Raw genomic sequence first — 22,663 nt, forward strand, 5'->3', positions numbered from 1 at the left:
GTATGACACCAACAGAAATAGAAAAATATTATACTCATCTAAAAGAATTAGTGCTTGACTATACACCAAAATTAGCTATTGCATTAGTGCTTTTAATTGCCGGATTATGGTTTACCAGTTTTATTACTAAAACGGCTAAAAAAATAATGATTAAACGAAATGTGGAGATCACCTTAACAACATTTTTAGGTAATATCATTTTTTGGACCTTACGCATAATGCTGTTCATTACAGTAATTTCAAAGCTTGGTGTAGAAACATCTTCTTTTGTAGCTATTTTAGGAGCTGCGGGTATTGCTGTTGGTTTAGCCTTACAGGGTTCGCTTTCTAATTTTGCAGGTGGTATATTAATTATTTTATTTAAACCTTTTAAAGTAGGTGACACCATTGAAGTTCAAGGAGAACAAGGAAGAGTGGAAGAAATTATGATTTTTTCAACTAAAATAACAACCGCTACAAATCAAGTGGTGTATATCCCAAATGGCATTCTGTCTAATGGAAAAATTAAAAATTATTCACAACATAAAACACGTAGAACTGATATTGATATAGTTACTAGCTATAGTAGTGATGTGCGTGAAATTAAATCTAAAATTGAAGCGCTTATTGAAAATCATCCCTTAATCCTTAAAACGCCAAAATCAGAAGTATTTATAAATAATTTTACAGATACTGCCATTCATTTTTCGGTTAGAATTTGGACTCAAAATGGAAATCATCAACAAGCAAAATCTGATTTATTAGAACAAACAAAAGATCTTATAAACTTATAAATTACCTATTTAATACAAAATCTTTTAAATAAAAAGGCTCAAAGTAAGCTACATCTACAAAGTCATTTTGTTTAAATTTTTCGAAGGACAAAGCACTCATTTCTTGTGCAGATGGATAGTGTATTTCGGGATGAAAATGAAACGCCTCTGATGTAAGTATATGTTTAAATTTCATTGCGCCATCACCTATAAGATGAATGGCTTGAGGTAAATCTTGATACGAACTTTCGTCAATAACTTCGGCTGCTGTGCTTCTAATTTTAGTATAATTTGCATCAAAAATTGCTGTATAAGCTTCCATTCTTCTAGCATCAATCATAGGAATAATAATCCCTTCTTTTATTTCGATTTTTTTAGCTAATACTAAAAGTGTATCAACTGCAATCATTGGAATTGATAAGGCATAACAAAATCCTTTTGCTGCAGAAACACCAATGCGTAATCCAGTATAAGAGCCTGGTCCTTGGCTAACAGCAACAGCTTGCAAATCTTTATATTCGTAACCTGTTTCTTCAAATAAAGATGCTATAAATAGATGCAATTTTTCTGCATGTGAAAAATTTTCTTCTGCAATTTCTTTAAGGACTACCGTTTTGCCATCTTTTGCTAAAGCTACGGAACAATTTTTGGTAGCTGTTTCAATATTTACGATCAACGCCATATTTAAATCAAATTCTAATTTTAACAAAGATACAAAATTGAATAGGCTAAATTCAACTTCAATGTACACTAAAAAAAAGACACGTGTTACACGTGCCTTAATTCTACTTTAAGTATATAACTAACTTTTCGCTTTTTTGTCTTTGTCTTTCTGAGTTTCTTGACGCACTTTATCATTTGGCATCAACTCTTTGCTTACCATAGAATAAGGCCCTACAATTATTTCGTCTCCTTTTTTCAAGCCAGAAATTATTTCAATATTGGTGTCGTCCTGAATACCTGTCTTTACAACTTTTAATTTTGCCTTATCCCCTATTTTTACAAACACACACTCAAACTTTTCGTCTTTTTTAGGGGCTTTACCTTTTTCTTTAGCCTCTTCTTTTTCAAGTTCTGCAACAATGTCTTTCTTGGTTGCCGTTGTATCTTCTTTTATCACTACCGCTCCAATTGGCACGCCTAAAACATTAACACTTCGTTTAGTGATAATGTCTACAGTAGCCGTCATACCTGGTCTAAATGGTGAAAAATTTGTTGGTTTACCTGCTAATAAATCTTGATAAGATTCTTTTGATAAACGCACTTTTACTTTAAAATTAGTTACTTGGTCTGCTGTGGTAGCGCTAGTAGCCGAGTTTGAAATACTTGTTACAATACCTTCAAATTTTCGTTTTAAATAGGCATCAACTTCAACTTTTGCAGAATCTCCAATATTCACTTTAACGATATCATTTTCATTTACATCTACTTCTACTTCCATGTTGTTTAGATTAGCAATACGCATTAATTCTGTACTTGCCATCCCTTGTGTACCCATTACGCGTTCACCAAGTTCTACATCCAATTTAGAAATAGTACCATCAGCTGGTGCAAAAATTGAGGTTCTTTTTAAATTATCATTCGCTTCAGTAACATTAGCCGATGCAGATTTCATTTGATAATATGCCGATTGTTTTGCTGCTGTTGCTACTTCATAAGCAGATACAATTCGGTCCCATTCAGCTTTTGAAATTACACCTTTATCAAATAGTTTTTTATTTCTATCGTAATTTGCTTTTGCTTCTTTAACTTGCGCATCTGCTTGATTAACACCTGCTTTTGTAGTTGACAAAGAAGCAACTGTTCTATTTACTCCTGATTCATAAATATCGGGGTTTATTTTCACAAGTAAATCGCCTTTTTTAACCTGTTGTCCTTCTTTAACATTTAAAGCAATAACTTCACCCGAAACTTCAGAAGAAATTTTAACTTCTACTTCTGGTTGAATTTTTCCTGTAGCAGAAACGGTTTCTATTATTGTCATTGATTCAACTTTTGCTGTTTCTACAACTTTGCTATCATCATTGCTACCAATAACACCTTTCTTTTTAAGAACAATTAAAGTAAAGATAGCTACTAAGGCTACACTACTTAAGATTATAATTTTCTTTTTTGACATAATTTATTGTTTTTCTATTAAAGGAATTCCAAAATAAAATTCTAAAATTTTTATTCTAAAAATGTAATCATACTTTGTGCGTAATACTTCTGACTGGGCATTTACATAAGTAGTTTGTGCCTGATTGTAATCAAAGACATTCATCATACCTATTTCATACCTCTCTTTTGCATAATTCATAGCTAATTCTCTAGCCTTTAAGGTTGTTAAAGCGGCTTGATAACTTTCTTTTGCTGCTTTACAATCTGAATAAGCCGTGAATACATTTCGTTCAAGTGTTAACTCTTGTTGGCTATAAGCTAATTTACTTCTTTCAAAAGCTACTTTTGATCGTGCTACATTATTTTTTACAGCAAACCCGTTAAAAATTGGCAAACTCAATTGCACACCAAAATTTTGACCTTTATTTTTATCAAATTGTTGAAATATAGGTAATGCAGATCCTGTTATAAAATTTCCGCCAGCATCTACACCTAATACTCTATCGGCATTTGACGCTCTTGTATTGTAACCATAAAATCCTGTAAGCGAGGGCAAATAAGCACCTTTTGCAATTTGAATATCCTTTTGAGCAATATCCATGTTGGTTTTAGCAATTTTCAACTCTGTTCTATTTTCTTTTGCTTTTGCTAAAATAGACTCCGCTGTTTCATTTTCAATGACAGACAACATACCTGGAATATTATCTTCTGCAATATCAAAATTTTGAAAATCTGGTAATTGTAATAATTGTGCTAGGCTTAACTTTGATAAAAATAAAGTATTTTCAGCAGCTATTAGTCTTTGATTGATTCCTGCTAATGTAGCTTGCACATCAAGTAAATCACCTTTAGGAACATTACCCGCTTCTACTAATTCATTAGTGCGATTAAGTTGCTTTTGCGTTAACGCTTTTTGTTCTTTTTGAACTTTTAGATTTTCTTTATTAAATAAAATTTGCAAATAGGCATTCGCTACATTTAACGCAATATCTTCTTGAATTTTTGTCAATTGGTATTGAGAAGCAATTAAAGATAAATTTGCTTTTCGCAGTTGATTTATATTTTGCATTCCTTTAAACACATCAATATTTGCGTTTAAATTTGCTGCTGTAAACTGTGTCGTCTGATTTTGCAATAAACCCGTTGTAATATTTTGATTTAAACCAATATTCCAAGAGTGAGAAGACGAAATGTTAAAATTTGGCATAAAATTACCAATTGCATCTTTCTTTGCAATGTTTGTGTTTTGCAAATCTAATTCAGATTGTTTCACTGAAATATTATTAACAATGGCATAATCTACACATTCTCTCAACGTCCATTTTTTGGTTTGGGACCAAGATAATGTACTGATTAACAGAAATAAAATTACAAATTTAAAGTATTTCATTTTTATTTATTTAAATAAAGCTGCCGTATCCCTAGAACAGCATTTAGTAATAAGACCATTTTTTAAAAAAAATGTTACATAAATCAATTAAAATTTTACTTTTATACTCAAATTATTTTTTATGATAAAAAGAACTTATTTTTTAATTATAGGTTTAAGCGTTTTTTTTACGTTTTTTAACTGCGGAACAACCAAAAAAATTGAAGCCTTAAAACCAACACCTTCTAGTCAAACACCTCTTGTATATAGCAATAAAGTTTCATTGATTGCTATGCCGATGGAAGTAAGTTTAAAAGAAATAGAACGCCAATTAAATAAAAACATGCAGGGTTTAATCTATACCGACACCATTTTAAATGATGACAAAACAGAGATGAAAGTTTGGAAAACAGCCCCTATAACCTTAACTGAAAAAAACGGCACTATTGTTTCTGTTATTCCTTTGAAAATTTGGGCTAAATTTAAATACGGCACAGAATTTATGGGATTAAATGATACACGAGAAATAAATCTTAATGGAACCATTACTTTACAAAGTCAAGCAAAATTTTCTAACTGGAAATTAAATACTACTTCATCAATTGTAGATTTTGAATGGAATGAAAGTCCGAATATTGTGGTAGCTGGAAAAAACGTTCCCATTACCTATATCATCAATCCGACCTTATCTATTTTTAAAGGAAAAATTGCTAAAAAAATAGACGAAGCCATCGATAAAACGTGTGACTTTAAAGAACAAGTAGTACGTGTTTTAGAAACCATCTCAACGCCTTTTTTAGCTAGTGAAACGTATGAAACTTGGTTTAAATTAATTCCACTTGAATTATATAGTACGCAAGCCGAACTTAAAAATGATAAAATTTCGATAGATCTTGGTTTAAAATGTAATATGCAAACCATGGTAGGGACTAAACCACAAAACACGTTTGACAATTCAAAGGTTGCCTTTAAAACAGCTGGTAAAATTGCTCCGGAATTTAGCGCGTCAATAGCGGCTGTTTCGAGTTATGAAAATGCCAGTAGACTAGTAACTAAGAATTTCGCTGGACAAGAATTTGGTTCAGGTAAAAGAAAAATAACGGTGCAAAAAGTAGATTTATGGCAAAAAGACGGAAAAATGATTATAGCTTTAGAAGTTTTGGGCAGTATTTCAGGGACAATATATTTAAGCGGCATACCAAAATACAATGCTACTACAAAAGAAATTTATTTTGACGAAATGGATTATGTATTAAACACCAAAGGGATACTTACAAGAACAGCTAATTGGTTACTTCAAGGCATAATTCTCGCTAAAATAAAGGAAAATTGTAAATACTCAATACAACCTAACTTAGAAGAAGGTAAAAAAAATATGTTGCCTTATTTAGCAAATTATTCGCCAATGAAAGGCGTATTTGTTAATGGAAAAATGAATGATTTTGTTTTCGAGAAGGTTTTACTGAATGAAAATGCCATCGTTGCATTTATCACTACCACTGGGAAAATGAATATTAAAATTGATGGAATGGATTAATTTATTCCTTCTTTTTAGTCATCCTAATTTTATAAACAGCATAAGCGGCGCTGGCAACTAAAATATAAGGAATTGCCATTAAATACACTATCCCATTGTTTATCCCTTCAGCTGTCGTTTGATTGGCCTCGTTTTGTAATGAGGCTCTACACATAGCACATTGAGCTTTTGCTTCAAGTAAAAAGAAACAAGTAAAAAATAAAAACAATACGCTTACTTGTAACCGGTTATTACTTTTAACTTTTGAGCTTTGACTATAATCATTAATTTGCATAATACGGCGATATCATTAAATAGACTACTACACCTGTAACAGCAACATATAACCAAATTGGAAAGGTAATTTTAGCTAATTTTTTATGCTTATCAAACTGATTTGCTAACGCTCTTACATAAGTAAATAAAACCAAAGGAATAATAATAACAGACAAAGAAATATGTGTAAATAATATAAAATAATACACATAACGTATAGTGCCAACTCCCGTTTTTTCAGCTTCATTAAGCATACCGTCATGATTAATATCGCCAAAATAAACCGTATTTGCAGTCATGTGGTAGGCAACATACATAACTAAAAAAGCTAAAGAACAACCAATAGCTACTTTCATTAAGCCTTCATGTAAATTTCTATTTTTGTTTTTTATTGCCCACACTGCAGCAATTAATACAACTGCCGTTAAAGCATTTATTCCCGCGTAAATAGGTGGTAAAAATGTTAACGGTTCAACATCATACCCTAATTTTCTTAAATTGACGCCAAATAATAAGGCCACGGCAAGTGGAATAATTATTGATACCGCAATAATTAGTTTTTTATATTTTGTTTCAACTGTGTTTTCCATCTTTTATTCTTTTAATAATAATGTTATGTCTTCTTTAATGGCATTAATACCTGGCTGTTCTAAACCATCATAATATAATATTGGGTTACCAAAACTATCTTTTCTACATCTAATTTTTCCTTCTTTATCTACTAAGGCAAATAATCCAGAATGTTCGAATCCACCCGCTACATTTTTGTTCTTCCCTGCAAATATATTAAATCCTTTGTTAGCTAAATTCATTATATACGTATAATCACCAGTTAAAAAATTCCAGTTAGGATGTTTTACGCCTAATTTCTGTGCATGTTCTTTTAAGACGGCTGATGTATCATTTTCAGGATCAATTGTAATGGAAACCATGCCGAAATCTAAATCGCCATAAAAAGCATCTTGCAACTGCAACATGTTTTTGTTCATTTTAGGACAAATTGAAGGACATGACGCAAAGAAAAATTCCACTACATAGACTTTTCCTTCATAATCTTTATTGGTTATTTTTTTACCATTTTGATTTGTTAATTCAAACCTAGGTGCAGATCCTATTTCTACTAAATCATTTTTTTTAAAACGCTCTTTTAACTCTTTTACAGTCCAGATACCAAAGATTAGAACAATGAAGGATATGCCAATATAAGATGTCTTTTTTTTCATTTTTGGTAGAAACTATTTTTTATTTTTTTCAACTTGATTTTTAATATTATCCCTAAAATCGTCTTTTCTAGTATTATTTTTTTTCAATGCTAAACGATATTCTCGTAGCAAAATTTTCACATCATCAGACATTTCATTATGTAATTCTGCTGCGGATTTAGAGTCATAACACTCCTTGTATTCGATTTTGCCTTTTATCTTCTGTCCTTTTCTCCCTCTTAAAGTTAAATTTTTATCTAAAATGTATACAAAAGATGTACCTGAATTGATATCTAATGTGTTTTGGAAGTGAAATGAATTATAATATTTTTCTAATGCTACGGGATTAGCAAAAACAAAATGCCAATTTTGCAATTCTTTTGTAATTCTGGCAAATTCTGCTTGAATTTTAAGCACCTCTTCTTGCGTTCCTTCAGGCATTATCATAACCATTTGAAAATCTTTGAAGCCTGAATATTTATTATAAATTTTTTGATTCAAATTAAATAAATTCGCTTTTACTTCTTCTATATTACTCCCTGGAAAACCAAGAATAGTAATTTTATCTTTAAGTGTAATTTGCTCTTTATTTAAAGATTGAAAAGTCGTGGGGACATCTTGATGATTCTTAGAAATTTCAGGCAAAAACAACGAATTGTGTGTTGCTGTGGCAAAGAACATATAAGCCACAATTGGTAAAATAAACAGTACGGTTAAAACAATATATTTTTTCACTTTTCTGTATTAATTAGTTCATACAAAGGTAAAAAAAATCCCGAGTAAAACTCGGGATTTTATAGTATAATAATTCTTAGAATATCCATTTGTAATGTGAAGTTTTAAATACTTCAAAAACATAATCTCCTTCAATAAGTATTATGAAACATAAATACAGAATTAAAAAAACTAAAGGAGCAACAATTGACCATCTTAAACTCTTTTTTTCACCTTCTAAGTGCATAAAAGCCCACATAATATAATATGCTTTTACAATAGTTAAAATAATAAATATCCAGTTTAAGATATTCATGCTTAAGAATGTGTTATGGTATAAAGCATGTGGTTTAATAATACCGAAAGCTACTTCAACGGTTGTGATTACAGAAAGTAAACCAAATACCGTCCAAATTCTTTTTGTGTTTGACTCGTGTGCGTGTGCCATAATATTTTTCTTTAACTAAGATTAAACTAAATAGAAGAATGTAAATACAAACACCCATACTAAATCTACAAAGTGCCAGTACAATCCAACTTTTTCTACCATTTCATAACTACCTCTTTTCTCATATGTTCCTAATAAAACATTGAAGAAAATTAAAACATTAATCATAACTCCAGAGAATACGTGGAATCCATGGAATCCTGTAATGAAGAAGAAGAAATCTGCAAATAATTTATGACCGTACTCATTGTGTTTCAAATTAGCACCTTCAACAACCAAAGCTGCATCTTGCAATTTTTTTAAAGATTCTTCTCTTGATAATACTGTTTTATGTTTTGTTTCTTTATTTATAACTTCTGTTCTAACTAATAAGTTAGGATTTGCTTTGAAACCTTCGATTACTTCTGCCACTGAATAGTCAGAAATTGAAGATTCGCTCATGAACCATACTCCCTTATCTCTTGTTAGTTGCTCTCTTTCTTCTGGTAAAGTTGTCGCAAAATCTGCTAATGCAACTCTTTTCCCCTCTTTATCTACAAATTGAAGAATAGACCCTCCAGTTGTTTCTACAGCTCCAAACTCACCTTTGATAAAGTTTTTCCATTCCCAAGCTTGAGAGCCTAAGAACATGAAACCACCAATAATGGTTAAAAACATATAAAATGCTACTTTTGATTTTTTCATGTGATGACCTGCATCAACAGCTAACACCATAGTAACTGAAGAGAAGATTAAGACAAATGTCATTAACGCCACATAATACATTGGAGCAGCAACTCCATGTAAAAATGGGAAGTGAGTAAACACTTCATCGGCGATAGGCCAAGTCTCAATAAATTTAAATCTTGAAAATCCGTATGCTGCAATAAATCCTGAAAAGGTTAAAGCATCTGATACAATGAAGAACCACATCATCATTTTACCATAGGTTACCCCCATTGGTCCTGGTCCTCCGTCTAGTAAAGCGTGTTCATTAGTAACTGTAGCGCCCATAAATTATTTTTTGTTAAAAAGTTCCCAAATTTATTATTTTTTTTCTATTTGAAAAAATAGAAAAATAAAAACAAGTAAATCCAAATAAAATCCATAAAGTGCCAATAATACGCACTTAGCTCAATACCAAGACATTGCGAGGCATTGTATTTTTGTTTAAAATGATTATAAATTACAATTAAAAGTGAAATTATACCTCCTAATAGGTGTAGAATATGTACTAAAACAACAATATATAAAAAAGAAGTTGTTACATTACTATAGCTTCCTGTAAAAAAATACCCTTGATCAATAACTTGTTCGAATCCTTTAAATTGTAAAAAAACAAAGGTTAATCCCAAAGCCAATGTAGTTACTAACAGGCTGCTTGTTTGTTTATGGTTACCTGATTTAATAGCTTTAAGTGCAAAATGAAAGGAAATGCTACTTATTAGTAACGCGACTGTACTCCAAATAAATGCACTTGGTAATGTAAAATCTTTTAACCAATCTGGTCTTGACTTACTTACCACATAAGCACTTGTAAAACCAGCAAAAATCATTAAAATACTGACCATTCCAAAAAGCAATAATAACTTGTAGCTTCTTGCCTTTCTTTCGTAAAGTTCTTGTGCAGTTAATTCCATCTTAAATAAATTTATCTATAACATAAATAATTTGTAGCAAAGTTATGTAAGTTACACTAACTAACATCAATTTTTTTGCAGAAATTACATCTCTATTTTTATATAATTTTAGAGCATAAAATAACATCCATATTCCCAGCATAAGTACTGCCAAAACCCCTACTCCCGACAAGGTTAACCTACCTGTAAAACCAAAGACAGGTAATACTGAAGCTACAATAAGCCAAAATGTATATAAAATGATTTGTATGGCTGTTTTTGAATCTCTTTTCCCTGTTGGCAACATGAAAAATCCTGCTTTTTCATAATCATCATATAAAAACCAGCCAATAGCCCAAAAATGTGGGAATTGCCAAAAAAATTGAATTAAAAATAAGGTTCCTGCTTCTATACCAAAACTTCCAGTAGCCGCTACCCAGCCCAACATAAATGGAATAGCGCCAGGAAATGCCCCTACAAAAACTGACAACGGAGTAAGTGTTTTTAATGGCGTATATAAGCTAACGTACATGAATATAGAAATAGCTCCAAACATAGCCGTCTTTGGATTAATGCTATAAAGAATAATTAACCCAATACATGTCAATATAAACCCAAATGTTAATGCTTTATTAATTGACATTCTACCCGATGGTAAAGGTCTGTTTTTAGTTCGCTCCATTAAAGCGTCTAAGTCTTTTTCTATTACTTGATTGAAAACATTTGACGCACCCACCATACAATACCCTCCAACAGCCAAAAGCAGCAGTGTAATCCAACTAAAAGGATGATTTTGAGAAAAGCCTAATAAGTAACCCACTAAAGATGAAAAAACAACGCTAATAGCTAAACCTGCTTTTGTTATTTCTTTAAAATCAGTGAAAAATGTGGTCTTATTTTTTATTTGTTCCAAGGGAATGATTTAATGGGTGCAAAGATATAAAGAAGATTTTTCTAAATAAACTTAAACTTTATTTTTTTATTAATATCCTTCAGTACTTGTTAAACCGTCTACTATGGTTTTAGCATTAGATGTACCTATTCTTTTTACACCTAATTGAATCATTATCATGGCGTCTTCTAAATTTCTAACCCCTCCTGACGCTTTTACTGGTAAAGGGAAAGCGTTTTCGAGCATAGTAGTTATTCCTTCAATAGTAGCCCCGTTAGGTATTCCTTCGGGTGTTTTATAGAACCCCGTTGACGATTTTACAAATACTTTTTCAAAATCGCTTTCCTTAAAATGAGAAATAATTATATTTTTAATTAAGGTTGAAAGCTGAATGATTTGGTGCGTATCTAAAGCGGCTGTTTCAATTATCCATTTTACAGTTTTATGATGTTTTAATCCTAATTTCGTTCCTTGTAAAATTTCATCTTTAACCGTATTCGTATCTCCTTTTTTGAAAGCCTCAAAATTGACTACATAATCTAATTCATCCACACCATTATCAATAGCTTTTTTTGCTTCATTAAGTTTTTCATGAACAGTAGCTGTTCCTTCATGGAACCCTATAACAGTTCCCACTAAAACATGCGAATTTTGAGCAACTATAATTTCTTTAGCCGCTTGAACATATTCAGGTCGTATCATAACCAATTTAAACTTTTCGTTAATAGCTTCTTGTGTACAAGCTAACGCGATTTTTTTGTTTTCAATTTCAGATACTCCTGCTTGAAGGGCTGTTTTTAAATAGGTTGAATCTAAATAATTTCGAATATTCATAATAGACGGTACGAGTTGAATAACTATAAATTAAAAAGTTGTTTGCCAAGCACTTATAAAAATACTTTTCAAACAACTCTTTTTTGGGTAATATATTTTTTAATATAAATCAGCAGTATAGCAAGTAATGTTCCCGAAAAATTTGCTGCAATATCATATACATCAAAAGTTCTTGAAACAGTCATTTGGTCTTGTAACACTTCTATAAAAATTCCCAAGCCTAAAGATCCTAAACAAATATATGCTATTGATTTTCCATTTTTATTTTTCTTATGTAAGCTTCTGTAACTTAATAATACAAATACTAAATAAAAAACAGCATGTATAAATTTATCCTTAAAAGGAATTTTAATTTTTGGTAAATTGGAAGATTCTGTTAGACATAAATAAAAAATTAAAGCTGTCCAACCAATAGCAACTACTAAATAAAAATTACGCGCCGATAAGTGTTTTATAGTCCTCACTTGACAATAATAAATCCCATTCTGCCGAGTTAGAAACTTTAACTTTAACCATCCAACCTGCTCCATAAGGATCAGAGTTTACAGTTTCAGGATTAGATTCTAAGTCTTCATTAAACTCAATGATTTCACCAGATAATGGTAAAAACAAATCAGATACGGTTTTAACTGCTTCTACAGTACCAAAAACTTCGTCTTTTTCTAATGTTTGATCTAAAGTTTCTACTTCTACATATACAATATCACCTAATTCTCTCTGTGCAAAATCAGTAATTCCTACTGTTGCAACATCTCCTTCCAAAGAAACCCATTCGTGATCTTTTGTATACTTTAAATTTGCAGGTATGTTCATAGTGTTGAAAATATTATTTATTGAAATCATTAATAGTAAATACTATGCAAATTTATCAATAATGTTTGTGATATACAAATATATAGCTTTTTTCTTACTTTTTTAATTTCCGAAATTATATCTAATCGTTAATCCAGAACGAACATTTGTAATTGGAAAGGCTGTGGAAATAACTGCTTTAGAAAACTGATGGTCATAAAAGAAAATAGCAGTTAAATTTCTGCTGAACGAATAATCTGCAGTTAATTTAAATGTCCAAATATTTTGACCTCCGCCTAATTGATTATTGTTGTAGTCTAAATAACGTACAATAGTCATATTTTTTCTTAATGTAAAATCTGCTTTAATATTAATATCGCTCTTTATTAGACCCGAAGCATTATCTGCTAGTTTTGAATTGATGCTCACGTCTTTTATACGATAACCTATACCTACTGTATAATCGTTACCTTGCACTTCGGTAAGCAAATTATTATCAAAACTCATATTTAACGTTCTATCTTTTTTAACTTCTGCTAAAATTTTTAAGGAACTTTTTAATTCAAAATCAATTCGCATTAAAGGATTGAATTGTTCGGTTAAATTTACATTTGAAGTCAGTATTTCAGGATAAAAGTTTCCGTTACTATCAATAGGGTTTGGATTTAAATTTGTTCTAAATGCATTTACGCTATAACTCGAGCGGTATCCATGTTGAATAGAAAATCGCTTGAATTTATCTTTAAACCATTCCAACTTCATCAATCCGGTATATTTTAAAGTCCAGTTTGGTAAGGGAAAATTATAAAATAAGCCTGTACTAACTTTAGATGTATTCATACCAGAATATGCGGCAACAAAAGCTGGCAACAATACTCTTTGACTGTTTTTACCAAAACCTACAGGATATCCTTCTGTATCCACAGGATATGAAGTAGAACCGTAGTGCTGTTCCGCTAATCTTGTTGCAATAGCAAATCTATTTTCTCTGAATTGATCAAAAACTTGTGATTGATTTGCATCACTTGAACTAAAAGCAGTTTTGATTAATATAGTGGAAATATTAAAATTACCCGTACTATATGGCGAGCGGGAATTATACACTCCATTTACCACATCAAATTGTTCAGAATAATTAGTAGAATAATTACGCTCTGCATTAATATCAATTTTTAAATCGGTAAGCGGTTCCAGTTGTGCCGTATAATCTAATTTTTTGGTTTTAACTTGGGTATAATTTTGATTAAACTCAGGATAATTTGTTAAATAGCCATATTTAGCTGCTTCATACCTAACATCTGCTTGGTCTCCAAAAACAAACCCTAATGTAGGTTTAGATGTACCGAAAAATCCAAGTCCTGGCAAATAACCTGGCAACATTGTTCCTCCATTTTCAGTATAATTAGCTTGAATGTTTTTTACACTTGTTATTAATCCTATAACAAACTTAGAAAACACATTTCTATCATCTGACGGAGCTAATTTGGCAGGCGCTGGAGCTAATTTTTCACCTGGTTTTGGCGGTGTTTTTTTAGGAGGGGCGGCTTTCTGTTGCTTCTTCGCTGTAAGTCCAATATATTTATAAAACGCATCCATATTTAACGTAGCATTTATTTTATGTGAACCTGCGTTTTGTATCGTATTTCCTAATTGATAAACTGTTCCGTCTACCGTTTGAAATGTTGCAAAAGCATCCGAAGAACGTTGCCAACTAAAATCTCCGGTATAAATATAAGAAGACTTAACAAATGATAAAGCTGGGATTTTATTTATAGGCAAATCATAATTTATAGTAATTTGCTGATTATGTGTATTTGGCGTTCCAATATTCCAGTAGTCATGCCAAATATCTAAATTATCAATAGGTGTATTCGTAGCGTCAAAATAATTTCGAACAATATTTGAATTAGCAGCGGTATAATTTACTTTTAATGCTTTTGTGATTGGAAAATTAAACCCATATTGGTAATTAAAGAAATAGTTTCTTCTATACAAAGGGTCTAAGCCAATACCCTGAACATCAACTAGTCTAAATTGTTGTCTATTAAACTGTCTAATAATATTTGAACTAAAAGAAAGTGTGCTTGGTAATAAGTTAAAATTCAAATCTGCAAGCATTTTATAATACCCACTCTTTTTGAAGAATTTACTTTTCTTAAACGGTTCAAAAGCAAGTGGTTTAAATGCATAAGCATAATCAACCGCTGTTTTTTGTTGTTGATCTACTAGACTTTCTATTTGAAAATCATGGTGTTTCATTTCATTAAATGAATAAGAAAAAGTAATGTTTTCTACATCATAAAAATGCTGCTTTTTACCCTCTCCTTTTTCTTTTTTTACCCCAATGAAATTAATACTTGTTCGTTTTGTATAATCTATAGCTCTATTTGTAATTTCACTTCTTCTAGCTTCTGTAGGTGCGGCAGCTAAAATTTGGTTTAGTTCAATATCTTGATACAATGGATCATATTTAGGTGTAATAAATTGCTCTCCGACCGCATAGTTAAAAGGCAAGGTTATTTTCCATTTTTTAGGTAATAATTTTCCAACATTTAAATTAGTTACCAAATCATATTGTTTCAAATCTTCTCTGCTTCTTTCATTTGGACCTTGTTCAATGGCTCCAAAGCCTATTGTGCTCATTTTTCCTGTGGCAGAAACGGTGGCTAAATCGGCAATATTTGAATCTAAATTTGCTACCGCTGCATATCCGCCTTTGTTATCCATATCAGACATACGAAGTTCATTAAACCAAACTTCACCACGGATTGGGTCATTTGAATTTGGATTTTTTACTCCAACCATTAATGTACGTACTAAGCCGAAATTTGGATTTCCTTTTATACCTATATTCATTCTATTATTAGCAGATCCTAGTACGCTTTCATTTAAAAATCCAATGCCATTTACATCAGGTACAATGGACGGATCTCCTGCTAGTTTCAAACTTTTTAATTGGGTTAATAATGAAAGAGGTAATTCAATTTCATTTTCGGCTGGCCAAACAGCATTTGGTGAATTATCTCCAAATGAACTAAGTTTAAGCGGCATCTCTATTTGGTAAAAATTATCCGTGAAATCATTTCCTAATCTAATAAAAGCAACCATTTGATTATCTTGCAACGGTTGTGTCTCTGTGGGTGGTTGCAAAGCCTCAGCATGTAAAAACATTCTTAATTTTTTATACTGGCGCATATCTACACTTACATTTTTAAATACAGAACGAGCATCTCCTTTTTCTAACCCTCCTAAATCTGGTGAATTTGGATCTTTTTTATATACTCTTAATGATAAGGATTGCTCATTCTGATTAATAACCGTATTGTTATTATATAATTGTTCTCTAACCACTCCAGGTGGTGTTACATAATTAATTGGTGCTCTGTTTCCGTTTTCTTGAATATTAACTGCCACTACGTCAAAGCCTGTATTGTCATCTACGATTGTAGGGTCTGTGGCATCCATAGTGTTTGTGTATCTTCGCCATTCACCTCTTACTAAATCAAGTGTCCCAAATCGAAGTGTAATATCTTCGTTAAACCCAGTTAAAAACATTCTCATAAAACGAATGGTTCTAAAATCAGTTATTGGTCCTTCAATATTTGCTGCCGTTGCTTCTAAAATTGGGATTTTATATTGTATCCATCTGGCCGTTGTAGTTTGACCATTAGCCATGGTCTGCGTCGTTTCCCTAATATCTGCTACATAGTTTTGTCCAATTTGTGGATTTGGCGCAATAGGTACGTTAAACTTATAATACGCATTAATAGTGTTCATTGTATTGTCCCTATTGATGTCTTCAACGTCTGGCAATGTTGTATTTCCTCTATTAGTATCTGTAACATTTGTAGGAGAATTATTTTCTACCCCATTATAATTTTTATACCGTTGTAATACATCTCCTGTAGTATTTAAATAGTATTCATAATTATCCGCTGATGGATCAGGATTTCCTGAAAAAGCGGGGTATTTTATACGTTCTTCGCCATCATTTAAACCATTAAGACCCACGTCTTGCACCTGTCTGTTTGCTTCATTAGTATCAAAAGCATAAATTAACGATTGCGACGCTGGAACTTTTCCCCAGTTTGATGCAATTGTTGGTTGTATGCCTCCGCTTTCTGGCAATCCGTTTTCATATAATTTTCTTCCGTCTTTTAATACATCTTCACTTATTTCACCTAAATTTAATGTCAATGTCCCTGTATTTGTTGGTGTTTCTGTATCTCCTGGATTACCTACATAAGGGTCTAACATCCAAAACTGCACATACTCTACATTCGCTTGTTCAAAGTTTGTCGTATTTATAGCGCGCATAATTCCTCCCCAATTAGTTGGGGCAGCAGTAGGTGAAAACTGACCATTTGGTGCAACAGTTGGATTGTAATTATAAGGACCTCGTTCTTTCGGGTAATAGGTTAAATCTAATGTGCTGATAACATTTGTTTGTCCTTGAGCTATATTAACATTTGGAAAAAGTTCTTGGCTAAAAATGCGTCGCGTTTTATTGGAAGACAAATCATTATTATCTATACCCGCTGGAGCTTGTGTATAAAATACAGGGTCAATTGCATACCAAGATAATTTAGCTCTTTTATACCCATAATCTAGCATTCCTTCTGGAAATTCTCCTCCAAAACCTACCGGGGCACTTGCTAAAGACCATGACAAAGGTGATTTTAAATCAATATTTGATTGTGAGCCTTCAAAATCATCAATATAAGTAGTGGGTTCGCCATTAAAACTAGCCGCTTTAGGCGCATTTGGAAATAAATAAGCAAATTCACCTCTAAAGGATAAATTTGAAGGCACTTCCGTTTCTACGTTAGGCAACTTATTGGCCAAACGTGTTAAGAAAGGTAATTCTGTAGAAAAGTTTGTATTAAATCCAATAATAGTATTATTAACTGATTCTTGATTATAATCCGCTTTTTGCGTAAATGGTCTTTCACTCATTTTCAAGAATGTCCCTGCAATTAAGAATTTATCATTAAATTTATGTTCTACATTTATTCCATAAAATCTTTTTGTTTGCTGACCAAAAACAGAATTATTTTCTAACGACACTTGTATAGGAGTATTAGAAGCTAGCAAGGCAGGATCCAGTATATTTACTCTTCCCGCCTGATAATTTACGGTATAATCTACACCTTCTACTAAAGTTCTTCCGCCTGCTGTTACAACTACACTACCTTGTGGTACATTAAATGCGCCCAAAGGTATTCCGTCTCCACCAGTTGATTTAAAACTTCCTTTAAATTTAAATTTATTTTTAGCACTTTCTTGTAATGCCGCTGCTTGAGTAGATTTATATAGTGTTCTAAAAACATACTTTTCTTGATTAGAATTATAGGTCAAAGGGTTGTCATAATCCTCTGCTAAAGTGGTTAAATCTAATTTATTAAACAAATGTTTTCCAAATGGTTCAACTGTTGTAAAAATAATTCTACCATGTTGTGCGTCTACTGTTATTCCTTGATAAAAGTCGAAAAAACCATCGCCATGTGGTTGTGGATCATTCGTATAATTTAATCTATCAACATTAAGAACACGTAATAATGGCGTATTTTCTACATCTGCAGGTAATGGATCTATTCCTGATTGCGAAATGTAATTAAGCGGTGATGGATCTTGATAAAGAATATTAAACTTAAAATCTTGCTGTTGTAATTGATTTCCGCCTGGTATTTGATAAATATTTTTCATCATTAAATCCCAAACAGGTTCATTTACAGCTACTAGATTCCCTTTTAACATTTTTAAAATCAAAGCTTGGGTAGTAGGCACTCCTGCAGGATCTACTTGTGTAGATTCTACGCCATCATTTGCAAATTCACCCACTTGATATACTTCGCCTCCAACTGTATATTGATAGGCTACCGCCAATACCTCGTCATTTTGTAATCTTTGATTTAAAGATAAATACCCTAATTGTGGATGAAATGTATATTCGGTAGTAGCTAATTTTCGAGCGTTTTCTAATTTAGAGTAGTCTTGTCCTTCATTCATGCCCGAAATAGTGAATCCGGTACTTGCTGTCGCAATTTCTCTAATATTTGCATTTAAAAAATTGGAACCTATTTGACCGGGATCAAACTTATTGTTTTTATTGTCTGCAAATGAATTTGGAGGAACGTTTACAAATGTTGGAAATGCACCTAAATCTACACCAATAACTTCACTATCTGGCATCCCTATGAGTTGGGCTTCACCTAAATCTTGTAATGCAATTATGTTTCTTAAATTGTTGTCTGTTTGTGAAACACGATTTTGTCTATTTGTTATCCAAACTTCCAAACGTGTAATTTGTACACGAGAATCAATAATTGGGTAATTTCTTAATGCCTTATCATAATTATTTCTAAAATACTGTGACAAGAAGTAGTGTTTATCTGTATCATAATCTAATGCAAAAAAATCAAATTCTTGAATTGTTCCTCCGCCTTGTGAAGTTATAGATTTTGTTTGTGATTTTTGTTCTGAAAAGACTCCTGTTACCGTAGTTTTACCAAACTTAAATTGTGCTTTTACACCAAATAAACTTTGCGCACCTCGTATTAATGAATTTGACAATGGAAAACTTACATTTCCTACTTCTATTTTTTGTAAAATATCATCTTCGGTAGGGGCATAATCTAATTTTAACAGATTTTGGAAAGCAAAAGTAGATTGCGTATCATAATTAATATTAACATTCATTCGTGTTCCTACTTTTCCTTGTAATCCCATGGAAATGCGTTGATTAAAATCAAAAGCTATGTTTCTTCTATTTCGAGGTGAAAAAGAAGGATTATCTTGTTTGGTATAACGCACACCTAAGTCTACCTCAACGGTACCTGTAGGTTTTATATCTATAGAATTGCCACCAAAAATGGCTTCGAAAAATTTAGAATTTACATAATATTTAGGCAATAAATTTCGCTTAGCTTCGGCGGTTCCTTCTTTTTTACCATCTAATGCAGATGTTTTTTGTTGGAAATATTTTCTAACCGATTCTTTTAAGGCTAATTTTTCGTATTCTGCTGGAGTTAAAATCAAAGGGTAATTTATTGAAAATCCATCCACAGATTGAGTATAAATATATCTGTCTGAAACAGGATCATACGTATATCCTTCTAGAATACTCTTAGGATTAGGCAAACTAAGTTGCCCTACAGATGAACCCGTTTTGATTGTATCTTTTGGGGTATTGGGAACGTTCTGGGCAAAGGCTGTAAAACCACCCAATAATAGCGCAATTAAACTTACTAATTTTAATATATATGCAACTCTTTTTTCCAAATTTATAAGGCTTTTAAGGCTTGTTTTATTAATTCTTCAATAGATGCATCAGGTTGTGCAATAGCTATTTTTTCTATTACTTTCTCGGCATTTTTTCTCACATAACCTAAAACTTCTAATGCAGATAACGCTTCTTCTCTATTTGTATTGTATGAAGTGTCTGAAATTTCTTCAATTTGATACAATTTTATTATTTTATCTTTCAAATCTAAAATTACCCTTTGAGCTGTTTTTGCTCCAATTCCTTTTATAGATTGAATCGTCCCAACATCATTAGAAGCAATAGACTGAATGATATGCTCTGGCGCTAAAGAAGACAACATAGTACGCGCTGTACTTGCTCCAACACCCGATACAGAAAGTAATAATTTAAATAACTCTCGTTCTTTTTTATCCGCAAAACCATATAAAGAATGAGCGTCTTCCTTAATTTGTAAAAAGGTAAACAATTTACAATTTTCAGCGTCTCCTAGTTGAGAATAGGTATGTAAAGAAATATTAATGTGGTAGCCCACTCCTCCACAGTCTATAACTACGTGCGTAGGTGTTTTTTCAACTAATTTTCCTTGTATATGTGCAATCATCAGAATTAAGTTTTTTGATGTTGTTTTTTATTTTTTTCTTGTGCATCAACTACAGCAACTGCGGCCATGTTTACCATTTCTTCCACACTTGCTCCTAATTGAAAAATATGAACTGGTTTTTCTAATCCTAGCATAATTGGTCCAATAGAAACGACTTTGTCTAATTCTTTAAGCATTTTATAGGTAATATTAGCTGCGTCTAGATTAGGAAAAATCAGCGTGTTTACTTTTTTATTCGCTAATTTTGAAAATGGAAACTTACTTTTAAGCATATCAGGATTTAAAGCAAAATCGGTTTGAATTTCTCCATCAACAATTAACTCTGGATGATTATCATGTAAGTATTTAACTGCTTGTCTCACTTTAATTGGACTATCGTCTGACGAAGAACCAAAATTTGAAAACGAAATCATCGCAATAACAGGTTCAATTCCAAACATTCTAACTGTTTTTGCTGTCATTAATGCAATCTTGGCCAAATCTTCAGCGCTTGGATTAGGATTAATAGCCGTATCTGATAAAAACAAAGGACCACGCTTCGTATTCATGATGTTTGTCGTGGCAATTCTGCCTACACCTTGTTGCTTATCTATTAATTGCATTACAGGTTTAACCACATTTGGATAACTTCTAGAATAACCCGTAACTAAAGCATCTGCATCACCCGTATTTACCATCATTGAGGCAAAATAATTACGTTCACGCATCCATTTTTGAGCATCTAATAAAGATATTCCTCTTCGTTGTCTTGTTTTCCAAAAATATTGCGCATATTTTTCTCTGCGTTTGTCCTCTTCTTTTGATTTTGGATCAATAATAGGCACATCTGCATCAAAACCGATTTCTTCTTTTAATTCTTGTATGATTTCAAGATTTCCGAGTAATATTGGGAAACCAATACCTTCTTCCTGAACAATTTGAGCCGCTTTTAACACATCTAAATGATCTGCTTCAGCAAAAACTATGCGTTTAGGATCTGTTTTAGCTCGATTTGTAAGCAATTTTACAATTTTATTATCTGCCCCTAAACGCTCTAATAATTCATCGGCATATTTATCCCAATCTTGAATTTCATATTGTGCTACCCCTGATGCAATAGCCGCTTTAGCGACCGCAGGAGAAATAGTTGAAATTAACCTTGGATCAAATGGCTTAGGAATGATATAATCTCTACCAAAAATTAATTTTTTCTCTCCATAAGCAATATTTACTTGCTCTGGAACCGGCGTTTTAGCTAGTTCAGCTAATGCATGAACCGCAGCCATTTTCATGGTTTCGTTAATTTTCTTTGCTCTAACGTCTAATGCACCTCTAAAAATATATGGAAATCCTAATACATTATTAACCTGATTAGGATAATCGGAACGGCCTGTAGCCATAATTATATCCTCGCGAGTATTTATAGCTACGTTATAATCTATTTCTGGGACTGGATTAGCCATTGCAAAAACAATAGGGTCATTTGCCATGGTTAACAACATTTCTGGGGTTAAAATATTACCTACAGAAAGCCCTAAAAACACATCTGCTCCTTTGATTATTTCACTTAATGGAGCTGGATCGCATGACTTTGCATAGCGTTTTTGTAAGTCTGAAATATCTTCTCTGCATGTGGTAAGCAAACCATTTACATCAAACATGTAGACATTTTCTTCTTTGACCCCTAAAAGTGCGTATAAATTAGCACACGCCAATGCTGCCGAACCTGCACCCGAAACAACCACTTTAACCTTAGAAATGTCTTTTTGGGCTAATTCTAATGCGTTTAATAATGCCGCCGAAGAGATAATCGCTGTTCCATGTTGGTCATCGTGCATGATAGGAATATCCAGTTCTTCAACGAGTCTTCTTTCTATTTCAAAAGATTCGGGAGCTTTAATATCTTCTAAATTAATGCCTCCAAATGTAGGTGCTATATTTTTTACTGTTGCAATGAATTCTTCAATATCTTTTGTGCCTACTTCGATATCAAAAACATCAATATCAGAAAAGATTTTAAATAACAAGCCTTTACCCTCCATTACAGGTTTTGAAGCTTCTGGGCCAATGTCTCCTAATCCTAAAACAGCAGTTCCATTGGTTATTACAGCTACTAAATTCCCTTTTGCAGTATATTTATATACATTATTTACATCTTTCGCGATTTCTAAACAAGGCTCTGCCACACCAGGAGAATAAGCTAATGACAAATCTCTTTGTGTAGCATATTTTTTAGTTGGTACAACCTGAATCTTTCCAGGCGTAGGCTTTGCATGGTAAAGAAGTGCTTCTCTTCTCTTATTATTATTTTGCATATACTTACAAT

The 22,663-nt window shown here is 32.2% G+C and carries 19 protein-coding genes; 2 read left to right on the forward strand and 17 right to left on the reverse strand.

Annotated features, from left to right (window positions below):
• The first annotated feature begins 2 nt into the window (after positions 1 to 2).
• On the forward strand, positions 3 to 773 hold the full coding sequence (locus tag RF683_RS09015; protein ID WP_309531963.1) for a mechanosensitive ion channel family protein: 771 nt from the start codon (positions 3 to 5) through the stop codon (positions 771 to 773).
• Between the two features lies 1 nt (position 774).
• On the opposite strand, the gene tsaB is transcribed toward RF683_RS09015, so the two are convergent.
• The 3 genes from tsaB to RF683_RS09030 form a co-directional block, all read right to left on the reverse strand.
• A complete protein-coding gene (gene tsaB / locus RF683_RS09020; RefSeq protein WP_309531964.1) occupies positions 775 to 1,434 on the reverse strand; it encodes a tRNA (adenosine(37)-N6)-threonylcarbamoyltransferase complex dimerization subunit type 1 TsaB in 660 nt (219 codons plus the stop codon).
• 120 nt (positions 1,435 to 1,554) lie between these two features.
• Positions 1,555 to 2,871: an efflux RND transporter periplasmic adaptor subunit gene (locus RF683_RS09025; protein ID WP_309531965.1), complete on the reverse strand. Its 1,317-nt coding sequence runs from the start codon at positions 2,869 to 2,871 to the stop codon at positions 1,555 to 1,557.
• 3 nt (positions 2,872 to 2,874) lie between these two features.
• Complete coding sequence (locus tag RF683_RS09030) at positions 2,875 to 4,242, reverse strand: TolC family protein (RefSeq protein ID WP_309531966.1); 1,368 nt, start codon at positions 4,240 to 4,242, stop codon at positions 2,875 to 2,877.
• A 121-nt stretch (positions 4,243 to 4,363) separates the two neighbouring features.
• Between RF683_RS09030 and RF683_RS09035 the strand changes: the two genes are divergently transcribed.
• Positions 4,364 to 5,758, forward strand: coding sequence for a DUF4403 family protein (locus RF683_RS09035; protein WP_309531967.1), 1,395 nt, complete (start codon positions 4,364 to 4,366; stop codon positions 5,756 to 5,758).
• 1 nt (position 5,759) lies between these two features.
• Here RF683_RS09035 and RF683_RS09040 read toward each other — a convergent pair whose 3' ends face one another.
• From RF683_RS09040 to RF683_RS09105, 14 genes are all read right to left on the reverse strand, one after another.
• Entirely contained in the window at positions 5,760 to 5,912 is a 153-nt protein-coding gene (locus RF683_RS09040) for a hypothetical protein (protein WP_309531968.1), read from the reverse strand.
• A gap of 109 nt (positions 5,913 to 6,021) precedes the next feature.
• Positions 6,022 to 6,603: a DUF420 domain-containing protein gene (locus RF683_RS09045; protein WP_309531969.1), complete on the reverse strand. Its 582-nt coding sequence runs from the start codon at positions 6,601 to 6,603 to the stop codon at positions 6,022 to 6,024.
• A gap of 3 nt (positions 6,604 to 6,606) precedes the next feature.
• A complete protein-coding gene (locus RF683_RS09050; RefSeq protein ID WP_309531970.1) occupies positions 6,607 to 7,236 on the reverse strand; it encodes an SCO family protein in 630 nt (209 codons plus the stop codon).
• Positions 7,237 to 7,248: 12 nt separating this feature from the next.
• Positions 7,249 to 7,950, reverse strand: coding sequence for a hypothetical protein (locus RF683_RS09055; RefSeq protein WP_309531971.1), 702 nt, complete (start codon positions 7,948 to 7,950; stop codon positions 7,249 to 7,251).
• 76 nt (positions 7,951 to 8,026) lie between these two features.
• Positions 8,027 to 8,377 (reverse strand): cytochrome C oxidase subunit IV family protein, encoded by a 351-nt coding sequence (locus RF683_RS09060; protein ID WP_298657029.1) that lies wholly within the window; start codon positions 8,375 to 8,377, stop codon positions 8,027 to 8,029.
• Between the two features lie 21 nt (positions 8,378 to 8,398).
• Entirely contained in the window at positions 8,399 to 9,370 is a 972-nt protein-coding gene (locus RF683_RS09065; protein WP_309531972.1) for a cytochrome c oxidase subunit 3, read from the reverse strand.
• Positions 9,371 to 9,414: 44 nt separating this feature from the next.
• On the reverse strand, positions 9,415 to 9,996 hold the full coding sequence (locus RF683_RS09070; protein WP_298657033.1) for a cytochrome c oxidase subunit 3: 582 nt from the start codon (positions 9,994 to 9,996) through the stop codon (positions 9,415 to 9,417).
• 1 nt (position 9,997) lies between these two features.
• Complete coding sequence (cyoE, locus tag RF683_RS09075; RefSeq protein WP_309531973.1) at positions 9,998 to 10,888, reverse strand: heme o synthase; 891 nt, start codon at positions 10,886 to 10,888, stop codon at positions 9,998 to 10,000.
• A 69-nt stretch (positions 10,889 to 10,957) separates the two neighbouring features.
• A complete protein-coding gene (gene deoC / locus RF683_RS09080; protein ID WP_309531974.1) occupies positions 10,958 to 11,701 on the reverse strand; it encodes a deoxyribose-phosphate aldolase in 744 nt (247 codons plus the stop codon).
• Positions 11,702 to 11,769: 68 nt separating this feature from the next.
• Entirely contained in the window at positions 11,770 to 12,165 is a 396-nt protein-coding gene (locus RF683_RS09085) for a VanZ family protein (RefSeq protein ID WP_309531975.1), read from the reverse strand.
• Entirely contained in the window at positions 12,134 to 12,514 is a 381-nt protein-coding gene (gene gcvH / locus RF683_RS09090; RefSeq protein ID WP_309531976.1) for a glycine cleavage system protein GcvH, read from the reverse strand. Before gcvH ends, RF683_RS09085 begins: the two co-directional genes overlap by 32 nt.
• A gap of 102 nt (positions 12,515 to 12,616) precedes the next feature.
• The gene (sov, locus tag RF683_RS09095; protein ID WP_456305791.1) at positions 12,617 to 19,753 is read right to left on the reverse strand and encodes a T9SS outer membrane translocon Sov/SprA; all 7,137 of its coding nucleotides are present in this window, start codon (positions 19,751 to 19,753) and stop codon (positions 12,617 to 12,619) included.
• 23 nt (positions 19,754 to 19,776) lie between these two features.
• The gene (gene ruvA / locus RF683_RS09100; RefSeq protein WP_309531977.1) at positions 19,777 to 20,358 is read right to left on the reverse strand and encodes a Holliday junction branch migration protein RuvA; all 582 of its coding nucleotides are present in this window, start codon (positions 20,356 to 20,358) and stop codon (positions 19,777 to 19,779) included.
• 5 nt (positions 20,359 to 20,363) lie between these two features.
• The gene (locus tag RF683_RS09105; protein WP_309531978.1) at positions 20,364 to 22,652 is read right to left on the reverse strand and encodes an NADP-dependent malic enzyme; all 2,289 of its coding nucleotides are present in this window, start codon (positions 22,650 to 22,652) and stop codon (positions 20,364 to 20,366) included.
• Positions 22,653 to 22,663 lie beyond the last annotated feature (11 nt).

Origin of the sequence: Flavobacterium sp. 20NA77.7, assembly GCF_031326205.1 — a bacterium.
Taxonomy (GTDB): domain Bacteria; phylum Bacteroidota; class Bacteroidia; order Flavobacteriales; family Flavobacteriaceae; genus Flavobacterium; species Flavobacterium nakdongensis.